General features: G+C 54.2%; 20 protein-coding genes. 16 read left to right on the top strand and 4 right to left on the bottom strand.

Annotated features, from left to right (window positions below; genetic code table 11):
* The first annotated feature begins 7 nt into the window (after positions 1-7).
* From SA339_13920 to galU, 3 genes are read left to right on the top strand one after another with little or no spacing between them, the layout of a single operon-like run.
* Positions 8-1,294 (top strand): hypothetical protein, encoded by a 1,287-nt coding sequence (locus tag SA339_13920; GenBank protein ID MDW5564308.1) that lies wholly within the window; start codon positions 8-10, stop codon positions 1,292-1,294.
* Positions 1,291-2,553, top strand: coding sequence for a UDP-glucose/GDP-mannose dehydrogenase family protein (locus SA339_13915; GenBank protein ID MDW5564307.1), 1,263 nt, complete (start codon positions 1,291-1,293; stop codon positions 2,551-2,553). The genes SA339_13920 and SA339_13915 overlap by 4 nt, the downstream gene beginning before the upstream one ends.
* Positions 2,550-3,500 carry a UTP--glucose-1-phosphate uridylyltransferase GalU gene (galU, locus tag SA339_13910; protein ID MDW5564306.1) on the top strand — a complete coding sequence of 317 codons (951 nt, stop codon included), beginning with the start codon at positions 2,550-2,552 and terminating at the stop codon, positions 3,498-3,500. Before SA339_13915 ends, galU begins: the two co-directional genes overlap by 4 nt.
* A 16-nt stretch (positions 3,501-3,516) precedes the next feature.
* On the opposite strand, the gene SA339_13905 is transcribed toward galU, so the two are convergent.
* Both SA339_13905 and SA339_13900 read right to left on the bottom strand, forming a co-directional pair.
* Positions 3,517-4,971: an MFS transporter gene (locus tag SA339_13905; GenBank protein ID MDW5564305.1), complete on the bottom strand. Its 1,455-nt coding sequence runs from the start codon at positions 4,969-4,971 to the stop codon at positions 3,517-3,519.
* Positions 4,972-5,228: 257 nt separating this feature from the next.
* Entirely contained in the window at positions 5,229-5,516 is a 288-nt protein-coding gene (locus tag SA339_13900) for a hypothetical protein (protein MDW5564304.1), read from the bottom strand.
* A 576-nt stretch (positions 5,517-6,092) separates the two neighbouring features.
* Here SA339_13900 and SA339_13895 point away from each other — a divergent pair.
* The 10 genes from SA339_13895 to SA339_13850 all read left to right on the top strand — a co-directional run bounded on the left by SA339_13895 (position 6,093) and on the right by SA339_13850 (position 12,934).
* A complete protein-coding gene (locus SA339_13895; GenBank protein MDW5564303.1) occupies positions 6,093-6,734 on the top strand; it encodes a DUF996 domain-containing protein in 642 nt (213 codons plus the stop codon).
* A gap of 1,046 nt (positions 6,735-7,780) precedes the next feature.
* Positions 7,781-8,815: a carboxypeptidase-like regulatory domain-containing protein gene (locus tag SA339_13890; protein ID MDW5564302.1), complete on the top strand. Its 1,035-nt coding sequence runs from the start codon at positions 7,781-7,783 to the stop codon at positions 8,813-8,815.
* A 224-nt stretch (positions 8,816-9,039) separates the two neighbouring features.
* Positions 9,040-9,195 carry a hypothetical protein gene (locus tag SA339_13885; protein ID MDW5564301.1) on the top strand — a complete coding sequence of 52 codons (156 nt, stop codon included), beginning with the start codon at positions 9,040-9,042 and terminating at the stop codon, positions 9,193-9,195.
* A gap of 248 nt (positions 9,196-9,443) precedes the next feature.
* Positions 9,444-9,743, top strand: coding sequence for a hypothetical protein (locus tag SA339_13880; GenBank protein ID MDW5564300.1), 300 nt, complete (start codon positions 9,444-9,446; stop codon positions 9,741-9,743).
* 259 nt (positions 9,744-10,002) lie between these two features.
* A complete protein-coding gene (locus SA339_13875; protein ID MDW5564299.1) occupies positions 10,003-10,254 on the top strand; it encodes a hypothetical protein in 252 nt (83 codons plus the stop codon).
* 44 nt (positions 10,255-10,298) lie between these two features.
* Positions 10,299-10,523 (top strand): hypothetical protein, encoded by a 225-nt coding sequence (locus SA339_13870; GenBank protein ID MDW5564298.1) that lies wholly within the window; start codon positions 10,299-10,301, stop codon positions 10,521-10,523.
* Complete coding sequence (locus SA339_13865; GenBank protein ID MDW5564297.1) at positions 10,520-10,762, top strand: hypothetical protein; 243 nt, start codon at positions 10,520-10,522, stop codon at positions 10,760-10,762. Before SA339_13870 ends, SA339_13865 begins: the two co-directional genes overlap by 4 nt.
* Before the next feature lie 112 nt (positions 10,763-10,874).
* Positions 10,875-11,351, top strand: coding sequence for a hypothetical protein (locus SA339_13860; protein MDW5564296.1), 477 nt, complete (start codon positions 10,875-10,877; stop codon positions 11,349-11,351).
* Positions 11,348-11,524 (top strand): hypothetical protein, encoded by a 177-nt coding sequence (locus SA339_13855; protein ID MDW5564295.1) that lies wholly within the window; start codon positions 11,348-11,350, stop codon positions 11,522-11,524. The genes SA339_13860 and SA339_13855 overlap by 4 nt, the downstream gene beginning before the upstream one ends.
* 504 nt (positions 11,525-12,028) lie before the next feature.
* Positions 12,029-12,934, top strand: coding sequence for a hypothetical protein (locus tag SA339_13850; protein ID MDW5564294.1), 906 nt, complete (start codon positions 12,029-12,031; stop codon positions 12,932-12,934).
* A 163-nt stretch (positions 12,935-13,097) separates the two neighbouring features.
* On the opposite strand, the gene SA339_13845 is transcribed toward SA339_13850, so the two are convergent.
* Entirely contained in the window at positions 13,098-13,295 is a 198-nt protein-coding gene (locus tag SA339_13845) for a hypothetical protein (GenBank protein MDW5564293.1), read from the bottom strand.
* Positions 13,296-13,396: 101 nt separating this feature from the next.
* On the opposite strand from SA339_13845, the gene SA339_13840 reads away from it, so the two are divergent.
* The 3 genes from SA339_13840 (at position 13,397) to SA339_13830 (ending at position 14,553) form a co-directional block, all read left to right on the top strand.
* On the top strand, positions 13,397-13,978 hold the full coding sequence (locus tag SA339_13840; protein MDW5564292.1) for a recombinase family protein: 582 nt from the start codon (positions 13,397-13,399) through the stop codon (positions 13,976-13,978).
* A 168-nt stretch (positions 13,979-14,146) separates the two neighbouring features.
* The gene (locus SA339_13835; protein ID MDW5564291.1) at positions 14,147-14,341 is read left to right on the top strand and encodes a hypothetical protein; all 195 of its coding nucleotides are present in this window, start codon (positions 14,147-14,149) and stop codon (positions 14,339-14,341) included.
* A complete protein-coding gene (locus SA339_13830; protein MDW5564290.1) occupies positions 14,338-14,553 on the top strand; it encodes a hypothetical protein in 216 nt (71 codons plus the stop codon). The genes SA339_13835 and SA339_13830 overlap by 4 nt, the downstream gene beginning before the upstream one ends.
* Before the next feature lie 33 nt (positions 14,554-14,586).
* On the opposite strand, the gene SA339_13825 is transcribed toward SA339_13830, so the two are convergent.
* A complete protein-coding gene (locus SA339_13825; protein ID MDW5564289.1) occupies positions 14,587-15,516 on the bottom strand; it encodes a hypothetical protein in 930 nt (309 codons plus the stop codon).
* Positions 15,517-15,762 lie beyond the last annotated feature (246 nt).

The following is a 15,762-nucleotide window of genomic DNA, read 5'->3' as shown; positions in this document are numbered from 1 at the left end:
CTTAAGGATGGACGAACCGAAGGTAAAGAGGGGAGTTCGAGCAAGGATCGACGGGATGAGGACTAGAGTGTCCTCCTACGGTCCGGGAAGGAAGGTCCTGGTTCTGGTAGCCATCGCCCTCCTGGTATTCACGCCGGTCCTGGTGTTGGAGAAGACGATCATCACCAACGGCGTGGGGTCCGATAACACGGCCCCGGATCTATGGATCTACCGGGCCAGGACGGATACGATCATTCACGGCGGGCTCCTCTACACCGACGTCCGCACCGAAACGCCCCCCCTCATCTGCTACATCATGGTGCCCGCACAGCTGCTGGGAGGCGCGTACGATGACCTCGTGTACCGGGCGTACTTCATGCTCTTCGGCCTCCTGGGAGGGATTCTCCTCTACATCGGCCTCCGTAAGTACGGAGAAAAGGCCGCCTTCGCCATGGCCGCAATGTACGTGGTGATGCCGTTCGGGCTGATCGAAGCCGCGAACGCCGAGGATGAGACCATCGTCGCCTTGACCATCATCATTCCTGCCCTGCTCATGCTGGGACACCGTAACAACTGGGTCTCGGTGGCCACCGGGCTTGGGATATGGACCAAGATGTGGGCGATTCTCCTCCTTCCCGTGCAGCTCATTCACCTAGGTACGTGGAAGGAGAGATTCCTTCATCTCGGCATCATCGCCGCAATAACCGTCGCCGTCGCCGGACCGTTCTACTACCTATGTGGCGACGATTTCCTCTGGTTCATCAGATACTACACCATAGGGGTGCAGGGCAGGACGGCGGAGGGCGCTGGCATCTTCTACTTCCTGAAGGCCGGCGGCCTGGAAGTCCCGAAACAGATCGAACTCGCCATAGTGGCGGTGGCCATCTGTGCCGCCATCTGGATAATGTACCGCAGAAAACTGGGCGTCTGGGAATCGATTACCATCATGTTGGTGGCGTTCTTCGTGACATATCCCAAGATGCACACCGGCTATTGGCTCATGCCCATCACTTTCCTCTTAGCATGGGGGGCGGAAGACATGCGCATCGCTGGCAGATGCTTCCTCTTGTACATACCATGGATGATCGCGGTAGGCTTCGCCCCCGGAGGCTCGGGAAGCGCGGTCTTCACGTTTGACGGCTCATGGATGCTCGGTCTGGTGTTCGCCCTCATCACCAGTGCGATGATGATCGAGACCACCTACCAGGCAATGAAGAGGCGCCCGTTCGTCTCCCGCGAAAAGGAACCTGGAGATGGACGAACCGGGAACGAACGGCAGGGCGTCGTTCGAAAAGGAAAGGAGGTACGAACATGAAGGTCTCGGTGATCGGAGCAGGGTATGTGGGCCTCGTGACCGGCCTTTGTCTGGCGAACCAGGGGAACGAGGTCGTGTGCATCGATGTGGTCGAGAGCAAGGTCGAGATGCTGAACAGGAGGGCCTGCCCGATCTTCGAGAAAGGGCTCGATCGGCTCCTGAACGAGAACATCGACCGAGGCAGGTTCCGTGCCAGCATGGACATGGCCGAGGTGTCGGGCACCGATGTAACATTCATATGCGTCGGTACCCCATCGAAATGCGATGGCTCCCTGGACATCAAATATGCGATATCGGCGGCCAGTGATCTTGGCAGGGCGATAGCGGACAAGACCGATCATCACGTCCTGGTGATGAAGAGCACCCTGCCTCCGGGAACTACCGATGGCATCATCATCCCGGAGGTCGAGCGATCGTCCGGGAAGGTACACGGTCAGGGATTCGGGGTCGCGGTCAACCCTGAGTTCCTGAGGGAAGGCAACGCGATCAACGATTTCTTTCATCCCGACCGAGTTGTCATAGGTTCCCGGGACGCCCGCTCGGTGAACCTGCTCAGGACCCTTTATTCTGAATTGCATGCCCCGTTCGTCGAGGTCTCCCCAGCGGCGGCGGAGATGACCAAGCTGGCGTCGAACGCCTTCCTGGCCGCCCGCATCTCGTTGATCAACGAGATCGGCAACCTGTGCAAGACGGAAGGCATCGACGTCCGGGAGGTCGCTCACGGGATCGGCCTTGACCGGCGGATCGGCCCCCATTTCCTTCATGCCGGATGTGGCTTTGGGGGAAGTTGCTTCCCCAAGGACGTGCAGGGGCTGGCCGCCCTGGCCAGGAAGAACGGGGTCGATCCTGTCCTCCTCGATGGCGTCCTAAGCGTGAACAAGGCCCAGGGGTTGCAGATGGTGAAGCTGCTCGAGCACCATATGGCCATCGCCCAGAGGAATATCGGGGTCCTTGGCCTGGCGTTCAAACCGGACACCGATGATACCCGAGAGGCGGTCTCCCGCAAGGTGGTGAAGGAACTCCTATCCCACGGCGCCAGAGTGATCGCTCACGACTACCAGGCGATGGATGAGTTCCGGAGGGAGTTCCCCCAGGTGGAGTATTCCCCTTCGCCGGAGAAATGCATCCAACGCAGCGACGCCGTCCTCATCCTGACGGAATGGCCCGGCTACGCCGACCCGTCGCTGTACGGCGACAAGCTGGTCATCGACGGTCGCGGGATAGTGCATACGAGCAATTACGAGGGGGTGTGCTGGTGAAGCTCAAAGCGGTCATCCCCGCAGCTGGACTGGGGACCCGATTCCTTCCCTTGACCAAAGGACAGCCGAAGGAGATGCTCCCCATAATCGACAAGCCGATCATCCAGTATGTGGTGGAGGAAGCGGTCGCCGCGGGCATCGACGACATCATCATCGTCACCGGGAAGAACAAGAGGTCGATCGAAGATCATTTCGACCGCTCCCAGGAGCTCGAATCCCTGTCCCATCTCCATGGGCAGGGGGAGGGCCTTGAGGAACTGGAACATCTGATGAGCAGGGTCGATATCCACTATGTGAGGCAAAGAAGCCCTCGGGGCCTTGCTGACGCGGTGTACTGCGCCCGGAAGCACATCGGCGACGAGACGTTCGCGGTCATGCTAGGTGATGTCATTCACCGCTCCGAAGTGCCCGTCATCAGCCAACTGGCTAAAGTTCACGAAGAAACCGGTGGCTCGGTCATTGCCGTCGAACGAATCCCTTGGAAGGATGTCAGGCGATACGGCATTCTGAGAGGCACAAGCGTGCGTCAGGGGCTCATCAAGGTCGAGGACATGGTGGAGAAGCCTCGTCGGGAGGAGGCTCCATCGAACATCGCGGTCGCCGGGACCTACCTGCTCTCACCGACGATCTTCAAGTGCATCGAGCGCACCGAGGCGGGGGTGAACGGCGAGGTCCAGCTCACCGATTCCCTGCGCTTGCTGCTGCAAGAGGAAGATGTGTACGGTTGTGTGATCGAGGGTACCAGGTACGACGTCGGAGACAAGATCGGGTGGATGCAGGCCAATCTCACCCTGACGCTGGCCGACCCCCGATTCTCGGCTGACGCACTGCGGATGATGCAGGGGCTGCTGGACATCTACGGCCATGGCGACACTCCCGGCGATGCTACGGATGCCATGCATCCGGTTGACCGTCCCCGCCCGCCCTGCCCGACAAAGATATCGTGATGCGGCCAGTGCGGCCTCATTTCGTTTCGTCGTGTCCCACCGTGCCTCGGTCGGTCCCTTTGTCCCTCCGGCACGCCCTCTCGCTCAACCTGGACAGTATGGCGCCCACGACCGACAGGGCCGCGCCGATCACAATGGCAAACGCAACCGAGGACGCCAGCTCCCCGGCCTGCGGACCCCCGGCGATGGCGCTGTAGTCCATCGAGCCCATCGTGAGGGTCATGAGCAGAGTGGCCAGGGAGACTCCGATAGCCATGCTCAGGTTCCTGGTGGTGGCCTGTATGCTCGATGCGAGACCGCTCTTCTCCCGAGGAAGGGCGAGCATGAACTCGGTGTTGTTGGGGGTCTGGAACAGGCTGCTGCCGAGCCCCATGCATAGGAAGGCCGCCAGGGTCAAAGGCACGTTGATGGTCATGAACCCCAGGGCCAGAAGGAGCAGGGAGGCTGCCCGCACCAGGTGCCCGGCGGTAGCGTAGGGGCGGAAGCGCACACGATCGTACATCCTGCCCACGAGGGGAGAACCGACCATCATGATCGTGGGAAGGACCATGAAGATGAAACCGACCGTCTCTGGATCGTAATCCAGCACTCCCTCGTAGTAGAACGGACCTAGGATGGTGACCATGTTCAGGGAGATGAAGAACACCGCCATGCTCAACCCCACGAGATCGAAGCGGCCGACCTTGAACACCGAGAGGTCCAGAAGCGGCTCCTTCGCTCTCCGCTCCCATAGCACGAAGAGAGCGGCGGCGATGGCGAAGACGATGAGGTAGGTCCCCGTGGCCGGGGTGAGGCTGCCGGTGTCGGCGAGCATGCCCAACGTCAGCACCAGCGAGGCGATCGTCACTATCCAAAGGACCGAGCCGGGGAGGTCGAGATGGAGGCGGTCCGCCAGCACCTCGTCGACCTTGAGGGCGCGTACGGCCACAGCGGCCGCGATTAGACCGATGGGGACGTTGACCAGGAAGATTGACCGCCAGCCCATGGTACCCACCAATAGGCCGCCGATAACCGGTCCGAGCATGCCTCCCACCGCTACGGTCGAACCGAGAAAACCCATGGCCTTGCCCCTCTCAGTAGGACCGAAGGTCCTGAACACGATGGCCGTGGACACGCTAAATAGCATCGAACCGCCCAGGCCCTGGACGACCCGGAAGGCGATCAGCTGAGGAAGGGTCGAAGAGAGAGCGCAGAGCAGCGAGGATACGGAAAAGACGATCAAGCCTATGTTGAACATCCTTGCCTGCCCGACCCGCTCGGCGATCTTGCCCGATATGATGAGAAAACAGGTCTGAGTCAACAGGTAGCCCGTCACCACCCACTGAGTGTCCGCGACGGCGACATTAAAGTATGAGGTGATGGCTGGCAGGGCGATATTCAACGCCACCGCGTCCAGCACCGACATGAAGACGCCGACCAGGACGATGGACAGAACGAGATACTTTTTTCTTCCCTCTTTCTCGTGGTTCATTTGATACAGGGCCCCCTGATGGCTGGCCCATGATATAGATTATGCAACGCCAACGCCGCTCGAGGTGTAGCTTCATGGGGGGATGAGGTGACGATACAGCCGACACGTCACCGAGCTGAAGCGGCCGATGGAGGGCGACAGGGGCCTCGGGCTGCATCGGCCGTCCTGCCCTTTGCATATCGGCCCCATCGACATTTACGCCCATCATGGGGTGGAAGACCAACGGACATCGATGAGGGACTCGAGGATCACCTGCCCTACTTATGGTCGGCGACGATACTCCCGCACTCCGGGCACCGGAACGGGAAGCTACCATTCCGGTTTAATTTGACCGAACTGATGGGGCCATGCCAGTCGCAGGAGATGCAGTGCGCCGGCCGATCGCCCCTTTTCCACATGTCAACCATCGGCCGAAAATCCTCGTCCAGCACGAAGTTGATGCCCTTACGGTACATCTTGCCGCAGATGGGGCACCTGACGGTGCGACCTTTCTCCCGACCATGGAGCCAAGCGATGATCTCCTGGCAACGGTAGCAATCGTCCATCATGATGAGTGCTTGGGAACAAGGGGGAAATAAAAATTTTGGATGAATCTATAATTGAGATTATTATTATCTCATTTGGTAATGAGCAAGTTCACAACCAAACGATTTTAAACAGAGGATCAATGGTACGGTCAGCGGGGAAGCCCCAGGCAGTGCAACCATACCAAGTCACGCAAATCCCCTAGTCTAACAATACCTCAACCTTTCCTCCGGGGCTTCCCTTTTTATCCTTCCTCTTAGGTCGCTATGAACAAATCCGCTCCAAACTACTGCTCAAGGAGAGGGACTATAGTTACAATGCACATTTATTGTTATCAAAAAAGATATTTAAGTAATATGCGGTAGCCAGCATTTTATATATCGCTCAAGATTTCAGTGGAAATGAAGGGGTTGATGCATCCCATTTTGTAAATGCAAATTAGTGCATTCCCTTTACAGAGATCGCTCTTGAGCTATAAATCATAGATGCTCGACCAGAAACGCTTGCCTCGCCACAGGGCCGATCGGCCATCGGAATCTATTTAAAAGGAGGAGTAGACTATTCTCTTCCCATGGAAGCCATCGAGGAGGCAGGCCATGACTCTTGAAACCAGCAAGCTCTTAGGGGAAATTGGAGCACTCCTCTTGGTGGTCAGCCCCTTCGGAGGCTCGATCGGTAACGCTTTGGGCTTGGTAGGCCTCGTACTCCTGTTGGTCGTGTTCAACGACCTGGCGGAACACTATGGGGACCGGGCCATCTTCAGAAACGTGCTTTGGGGCATCGTCATCTTTGTCGTCGGAGTGGTGATCGCCGCCGCGATCATCAGTATCGCTGCCGCCGGGGCGCTTACGCAGATCGGCCTCCAGATGTCCAGTTGGTCCGATCCGGCCTCTTGGCAGGGAGTGGACTGGAATGGCTTGAACTATAACGCGCTGGCGCCGTACTTCGCAGCGATGATCATAGCCTTGATCATATTGTTCGCAATGACCGTGGTCGCGGCGTTCTACATGAGAAAATCATTCCTCATCCTTTCCCACAGGACCGGTGTCGGTATGTTCGCCACGAGCGGCCTGATATTATTGATCGGAGCAATACTGACTATCGTCCTCATAGGCTTCCTCCTACTGTGGATAGCGATGATACTACTGGCGATAGCGTTCTTCAGATGGAAGATCGAACGGCCAGTGCCGGTTCAGCCCGTCATATCAAATGAGCCTAGCATCCGGCCTCAAGGATAAGGGGTGCCTTATTACTCGACGATGAGGACGGCGTAGAGAGGTGGATGGCCGGGAACTAACATGTCGATGCGAATACACCTGAGGCCGAAAAACGATTCACTTCCGCCATGACCAGTATGGTTAACTCGATTATTGCCTGACGTCCGTCATGAGTCGATTGTCGTACGTTCACTGGAGTTAGATAATAGAAAAAGAGGTCCTCGGGTATCAGCCGGACCGATAAAACCTGAGAGGGTGTTCTGTGGAGGAAACGCTTTCCTGCTGGTTCGGGGATACCTTGGATGACTATTGATTTGCCACGGGCCTATTTAAGTGAACAGAATGAATCGTCAGGAAGGGATATGTAGCTCCGATGGATGACCGCGCTTTCCGCCGATGGCGCCCTGGCAGGTCAACGAACACACTTTGGTTGAATGGCAGGGAGATCGGGGATGTTGGGGAGGCACCGAATCCAATTGTGAACGAGAGGAGAGTCCGGCCCACAACCTCTTGGTGGGAACGAGAGTGGGCCGGAGGACCACTGCTCACGCGTTAGCTCCTGGATGACATCAAAGAGTGATGCAGTGGCCGAAGTCTCATCACAAAAACATTCTACTTGAAAGTTGTGAACGAATACTCCATGGCCAGCACACTCAGGCGTGAAGAGGGGCTACGTATCCTGGCACTTATTAGAAGAAGGGCTTTCGCTGGTTCCCAGCAATTCAGTGATAAAAACTAGGAAACGATGGTCGGAGACAAGATGGGGAGGTTTCAGGGGCAGCGCATTAGTGCAGCATAGGAAATATCGGCCGATAGAGCACAAATTGGAGGTGCTCAAATTGTTGTGTAGAGCATGGAGCCTCCCGATCCGCATCCTTTGAAATAAAAATTCAGTATGGGTTCTGAAGATCTCACAAGCAAGAGTCGAGAGATTCGGGAAGAAAGGGTGGTGATGAATATCAGCGAACTACACTCTACCACCGGATCGGCTGAGTGGAAGACGCCACCATTAATAATTTAATGATAATATATAAATTTCACATTTTTCATTATGAACGGGGATTTGATTGGAGAACAAGAAAAAGCGGTTGATCCTAACTGCTCTGGCACTAGCATCGGCATTCATAGTGATGGTCGCAGCTCTCGCCTACAACCCTCAGAGCGAAGCAACAACCACAAGCAAGCTCTTGACCATTCATGGCACGGTCACAGATGAGAATGGGCATCCTATAGAGAACGCGGAAGTCATTGCTGAATCATCTTCCACAACGACGAACGCGAGCGGCTGGTACTCCTTCTCATACGTATACAATTTCTCAGCGGATCAGAAGGCAATAGTCGCAGCCGTCGACCATGATCGAGTTCGATGGTGCGAGGTAACATATTTCGATGCATCGACCGCATCATCGTTCGAGTTCAACTTCACCCTGGATAGTGAAAAGAATATCACTGTACCCCTTGGCATTATTGTCTCCGCTAGCACGATAGATAACTCGACCCTTCTCAATCTTACACTAGATAAAAAATTGGACATATATGCGGTGCAGAAAATGAGCGGAACTAACAGTATAGAAGTATGGATGTCCTTCAACAATGAAACCGAGTTCAACTTGCAGACGGTGAATTCCACCTCCTTCGTTCTATGCATGAATGCGACCGTTTGTGGCGCATATACCGACGCCGGAGAAATTACCAGTCTGCGCTGCAATCAGTCTGGTCAGATATTCGCGATGCCGATAGGTTGCGATGATATCGATTATAATAAAATCTCCTCGGAGTGCTCCACACTGAATATTCCTTACGGGGAGAACGCTACGGTGAGTGCCATACAATCGGCTTGCGAGACCGACCAGTACTACAGACTTCCCGATTCACCGTTCCTTAGCTTTTCCTTCGATCTCCTGGGGAAGAACGTTACCATTCAGGAATCGAGAATCATGGATCTGAGTGCCTCATTTGTTTTTGACCACTCGAATCACTATCTTATCTCAGTGACCATCGAACCGTTGACAGCCGGATCTCACACCTATAACGCTTACATGGAGAACGGATGTGCCATCCATATTTGGGAGGTTGCACCGCAACAAGGAGATGATCAATAAAAAGAGCCGTCATCTCTCCAAGTCCTTGATTTTCTCGACAAATGGGTTGCACCTAGGCAATGTTCAGGTTAACGAAAAATCTCAATTAACCATTTTGTGTGGGCGTTCCTAACGGCGGTACAAGAAGGTGTTCGTCGAGCGACTTGCCAGGGTGCCCAGGCAAGGTAGTGGCAAGAACTATGTATTGGTAGACGTCAAACGCAATATTGACAGGAGGGTTTCGAATGGGAACGATAGAGGATACCAAACGGAAGGCGGAAGAGGAGAAGTCCAAGGCACAGGCGAAACAGGCGGAGGGGAAGGCCCAGGAGACCGGTGCCAAAGCGATGGAGAAGGTTGCCAAGACCGGAGAGGACATCAAGAAAAAGGTATTGAAGTAGGTTGGACGTTCCGAGATCGTCCAACACTTTGACTTCAATGCAATTTATCTCTCGGGTTCATATTTTGATATTAGACACATATGTCCAAATAATTCGATATTGCTCCTTAGATTGTTTTTAGCATCAAATTGAGGTGTCCGTTCTCCTCGAACCGAATGCAGTTTATTTACTCTTTTTGGCATCTCAAATTGTCCAACACAGCCCGAAATAATTATCCGCCGGGCGGACAATTATCATTGGGGATCTAGTTGGATAGGGTAATGAAGCAAGTAGTCTCATGCGTGGCTCTGGCTCTCGCCATCATTTCGATTTTGGCTGCGTTTCTTTTGTTCTCGCAAGTCTCCTCATCGATACAGCCATTGCTCAGCCTGAGCGTCGTCATCTCCGTGATAGTGATGGTGATCGCGGCCATCGGCATATTCAATTTTTCAACCACGGGTTGGGAGGTCGAAGGCTCGACCTTCGAGTGGATTGTTGCCGCCATCATCTCGCCGTTCACTGCGATATCAATGTACATCCTGGGGGGAAGGAGCAGGGGGCGGGACTAGGGACGGTCCACATAATGGATGATCACTTTCTCCTAATCACATTGTTACCCAATTATTAGAGCTAGATAGTCAAAAATGTACAAAAGTGCTCACGGCAATACTGCCGTGAGCCAGGGGAAGGAGTGGGGGCACTGGGATTAGAGGGTGTCTGCCCAAACTGGCCCAACCAAGCCTTTGTAAAAAACCTAGAAACCCTCATTGAATCCAACCGGAAATGGGTTGCCTCCAACCATGTTCTTAAGACCAAGGGGGCGGCCATTTGAGCGAGGAAATCCCCTTCAACGATTGTTGCGAGGGCTGTCAATACGTAGACGGCGACGGCAAGGAGATCGAAGCGTGCAAGGAGATGACGAAGCGCTGTAAAGGCGACAGTTGCGATTCTTGCCCGCCCTGCAAGCGCTTTGCCGCCTCTACCGGCTTCGTTGACGGCCGGTCGCTAGGGAAGATGCGGCCGAGGTCCGAGAACGGTCATTGTAGGCCGAAGAGCACACGACAGGAGGTGTTAGTATAACCGACACCTCAGCTTGCACCGAAGCATACCTTCGCCTTGAAGCGATGGCTCGTCCTCCTGTCTCGATACCTGTTCCAACGAGGACCGAAGCGGAAGAGGACCAGATCGCGCTTGAACTCTTCATCCTTGAACACGAGGGCGAGGAATCGCTGAGAGAGTACCAAGCCAATCCGACCAAGAAGAGCCTCAAGTTCTGTGAGCTTCCACCACACCAGCGGGAGATCATCGAGCGGGCAAGGCTCGAAGGCCGGGGGAGGTGTTCGATTTGAAGCTCTCCAAGCTGGCCAGCGTTATCGAGGCGGTAGGCGTTCACAAGGTCCGCATACGGAAGATGCATTGCGCTTTCTGTCACGACGAGGCGAGGAAGCTGCATTGCTCTCGTTACAACGGGCATTGGGACCGATGCACGAAGAGACGGTTCGCCGGTCGGGAGGAGAAGAAAGTTCCCTGCCCGGACTTCATCCGGAGGCCGGACGGCCAGGTGTTCAATCCTTCGGAGGATGAATGATGACCGCTCACTCCCTCAACAAGATCGTGTGGCGGTTTGAACTCTTTTTTGTCTTACCTATGAGACTCCTGATACGAGGCGTCCAGCGTCGGTTCAAGGGGCGTGATGCTTGATGGACGAGTCCATTAGCGAAATGCCAGTAGCCTTCCCCTCGCTCAACAAGGACCCCATGAAAGACCCCTGTTATCAGGAGGCGATGGAGGTCTTCAACAGCCTGAGGCGCGAGGGCTTGGATGCGATGGAGATCGGGAAGGTGGTGAACTTCCTGGTGATGCTCTCTCGAAAGAACATTGAAGCCGAGGCTCTTTTGGACCACAAGCCGAAGGTCCAGAGACCAGCAATGTTCGATGACCTCGACCTCAAACAGAGGCTACTCCTCGATGCTTGCATACGGCTGAGCAAGTTCACCGCCGTCGATGTCTTCAGACAAGTTCGGGACGAACATTCAAGATATTTTGAACGGAGGGGTGCGCTCCAGATCGTGCGCTGTTGTCCGTTCGTCCGTCGTGCCGGGACTCTCAACGGTTCTGTTGCCTACTTGCTCACGCCTGAGACCGTCAGAGCCGCAATAGCGGAGGCGAAGGAATGAAGGATATCGTCCTCACGCACTCGGACGGCACCCAGGTAAAGCTGGGTAAGGACGTGGCCACCTGGACCGAGCCTAACGGCCGAGTGGTCAGAGAAGACCGGCCGCTATGGCCTCCTCGGGCGTACGCTGCTAGGCTCATTCGTCAAGGCTTTCACCGGGAGGGATGGGAATGAGGCTCAACCTCGTCTCAACCAAGTCTCAACCTATTCTCAACTACGCTGGCCGTCATGGTCTCAACCATGACACTCAACCACACGGCTCAACCTCCGAAAAGGCTGTCATTTTGATGAGCCAGCAAACTCAACCTCTTTTTTTCACGGCTCAACCCTCAACTCAACCCCTTGAGGAAGCCGTTGAGGGTCGGGGGGTGAATTAGCATCATCACCGTGAAAACCACCCCCCGCCGACGCCAAATTTATGAGCTGTTCGTTGAGGGGCATATACAGGCAGACGTCGCTCGGATACTGGATATCTCCGAGGAAGCGGTAAGAAGACAAAAGAATAAGCTCCTCGATGAGAAGATTTTGAGGCCGATCGACGGCACCGGTTTGTATGAACGGGGGCCGAAAGCAAGGTTCTTTGAGGAGGCAAGGCCGATCTCGGCGAAAGTTGCCGAGGAAGAGGATACTGGCTCAGGGGCTCAACCTAGTCCTCAACCGGTTGACAGACCCCCTGTCATGCCTTCTGCGATCGCCTCAACCTCTCCTCCGGCGTCTATTCGTCTCGAACAGTATGACATCGAAACGCTAGAAGCGCATATGCATGGGCATATCGTCTTTCCTATCACCAAGCTCGGTGAGCAGAAAGTGATCTCCGTTGCCGAGCCGGGGAAGGACGCCATCGAAATTCCCCTGTTTGTAGAGCCGTGCGACCTGGGGGGCGAGGAGGGGTACCATAACAATTGGAGATGGACGACCGAGCTTAGGATACCTGGATGGGATTACTCCGTTGTACTTCAGCTCAGGATCACGCCGAACCTGCGTAATCTGCACGTATACCCGCCTCGCATTCATCTTACGGCCGCTGACATCGACGCCGGGAAGGACTACCCTGTTCACTTCTTCGATAAGGAAGTGTTCGGCGTGCTGGACTTCCTTGAGCGTCATGGCGGCTGGAAGTTCGACCGTATTAGGGGCTGTAGGGTCGGCAAGATGGTCGGGCAAGTGTACTTTGCCTACAGCAATCCTGAACTGCTCAAGCACCTGCCTAAGAACCTTGCTGGCTTCGCCGATCATCCGGGCGTCATCATCGACCATTCTAAGGGAGACACGGAGATCGAGTTCGCTCAGGCCAACATCTCCAACGCTCGTTTCCTCTTGACCGCTAAGGAAAGCCACGACGCGATGGAGGAGGAGCTGGCCGACATACAGGCGAGAATCCAAGCGGAAGAGGAAGAGCTGGACGCCTTACGGCTTCGCGTTCTCGGCCGGTTAAAGGAGACATGGAAAGCGCTCGATAACTTCACCGAGTTCCAGGCCAGGACGATGGAGTATCAGAGGTTGGAGATGCAACGCAAAGGCCAACCACAAGCTCCCAGAGACCCTGCTATCGCTTCGCTGGATGAAGAGGTGATGTTCGGATGATCTCTCCGGTTCGAGCTGTCTCCATTCTGTTGGTCATCGTCGCCTCTCCTCTTTTTCTGGCCCTGGCCATCTGGCACAGGATGAAAAAGCTCTCGGCCCCTCCGACCGAGTTTGTAATCATTCCTCCACTGCCGGGGAGGGATGGGCAGTGAATCGTTCAGTCCTATTCACTCCAGATGGTCCCGATCTCTTCCTTCGTGACCATGTCTCGGAGAGCGGCCACTCTTCCGCCATCGGTAACTGCCGCGATGTTAGGTGCTGTGTTGGCATATTCATTGCCCAAATCATTCACAAGCTCCGCCCTGCGATACAGGTAGTAGATGTGGCTGCTGGCTTCCTGTGGCGTCTCAAAGTCCTTCATTCTGAAAAGATTCGAATCCAAACGTATCGGACCTATTCTTATCACCCCGACGTGGGCGTGCCGACCGCATCCGTATTTGTAACTGTTCCTGGGGTGGTTGCGTGAAGGTCGCTCTCTACGCTAGGGTCTCGACCAACGACCAGGGGCAGAATCCGGAGACGCAGCTCTTCAGGCTTCGTCAGATCGCCCAGGCGAGGGGTTGGGAGGTCTACAAGGAATACATTGACTTCGCCAGCGGAAAGAATCCTAACAGGCCAGCCTTCCAGCGGTTGATGCTGGACGCCAAGGCGGGATGCTTCGGCATCCTCTTTGTAACCAGGGTCGACAGGTTCATGCGGTCGACCAAGAACCTGTTCAACACTCTGGAGGAACTGGACCGGTATCATGTGGTCCTCGAATGCTCCGAGCAGGACATACACACCGGGGGAGCGTTCGGTAAGTTCGTTCTTAGCTTCCTGTCCGGACTAGCGGAGTTCGAGCGGGAACTTACCTTGGAGAGATCGAAGGAAGGGACTGCTCGTGCTCTTGCTGAGGGCAAGCTCTGTCACCGGCCGAAGGGAAGCAAGGACAAGAAGCCGAGGAAGAAACGCTCGGATGCGGGCAAGAAAAAAGGAGTCGTCCGAACCCCACCCCCCCTTTTACCTCAGCCAGCATCGAACGGCGAGGGTGGTGATTCGGCATGAGCAAAAACCATCTCCTTTTAGCTCCGGGAAACGAGGGAGATAGGAGGCGGTCGCCGTGAACTCTTGGGAGCATGTTTGGCTCTCCTTGGTGTTCACTGTCCTGGTGATGCTCTCTCTATCGCTCGTGGTTATCGTTGCCGAACGCTTGAGGAAAAGGAGGCGGTCGACGTGATGGCCGAGGCGAAGAAAGAAACGGTCGTCAAAGTTAAACTGCCGATAGAACAAGAGGCCGCCTTGACCAAGCTGGACCGCATCAAAGGTTGTCATAAGTCTGAAGTCGTCGCTCTCGCCGTCGACCTCTTCCTATCAAGACCAGCGGACGAGATCGTAACGATGGTCCGCCAGTGGAGGGATACGAAGTGATCTCCGAGGCGGAAGAAAGCAAGGTCGTTACCATCCAGATTAGGATCAGTCCGAAACAAGCCGTCAGGCTGGAGAAGTTTTACACGCTTTTAAGGGTCAAGAAGTCCGACCTCGCCGACCTAGCGCTGGAGGAGTTCTTTAGCGTCGGACAAGAGGAGGTGATGAGGAAGATAACGGAGAAAGGACTGTCCGGCCGGATGGGCCGGAAGTGAAACGATTTCTTCTATTTCTGACATGGCTGGCTTCTAACCAGTTTTAAACTTAAGGGGGCCCGTTCCCGTAAGTATCGCCTTTGATTGTGCCGTGTCCAACGATGATCGTACGTTGCTGATAATAGTTAGTCCAGAAAACGAGGAGTCATTGGATGCAGGATCTCTTTGTTCAACCTCAAGATCTACAGCCGATTTTGTAGCCTTAATTAAGTCGAATAACATCCTCGAAGCCTCCGATTCGATTCCGGTCAAGTGCACCTGCCATGATTTATACGACCCATCTGAAGATATCATAAGCTGGACAGTCTCAATCATGCCCGAAAGGTCGAGTTCATTTATCTTCAAACCAGGTCGATGATAGGTGTTAGTTTGAACGACCTTCATTTTCTTTGGAGCCGATTGGGCTCGATCAATCTCCTGATTCGGAGCTATGGCGCCGACTGGGTTATTACTTAATGTTTCTTTGATATTCTTTACATCATCCATCAAACTGACCATTCGTGCCATGAACGCCTTGTCAAGATTGCCTGATGTGCCAGCGCTCATCTGCTTCTCTGCCCACTCCTTGAATTTTCTACCATTCAACGCTTGTCTTATGGGGTTGTCGATTATTTTGCCAGGAGCACCTATGATTTCACTTACTTGTTTTTGAAGTTCTTTTTTACCAGCATCACATGAAGGAAGATCAGTTCCAAAATATACCGTTCTCATATCCCTGATATCAAATGGAATATTTTTTCCAAAAGGACTTATCATCTGAATGACGGGCAAATCAGTCATATGGCGAATGGCCAGTTCATAAAAGACATTTGGGTTGTGGAATGATAAATCCGCTAACACCAACTCGCAAGTTAGAAGCTTATCAATGACTTGACCAGTTATCATGCCAGGATTAGGTAAGGTATCAGACCTTTCAACATCATAACCAAGAGGCTTGACCACTGGCTCTATAACGTATTCCAATGTCAGGTTAGCATGTTGCCTAGTCTCTGTGCCATTCTCTCCTATAGGGCAAATCACGAAACAAGTTGGAATCTCAATCCCCTCGAACTTATCGAGTTACATTTTTTAAAAGAAACTGTTCCCTTCGAGCTTTCTTCCCTACCCAGAATAATTCCTTGAATAATGCAGCTCTATAGTACCTATAGGAAGGTGAAATTATTCAACGGTCGTTCATCTGGCTCGATACCACTTTTTCATATAGGTTTG

The organism is Methanomassiliicoccus sp. (assembly GCA_033485155.1).
In the GTDB taxonomy this organism is placed as follows: domain Archaea; phylum Thermoplasmatota; class Thermoplasmata; order Methanomassiliicoccales; family Methanomassiliicoccaceae; genus UBA6.
This window is presented reverse-complemented; position numbering and strand designations above follow the sequence as displayed.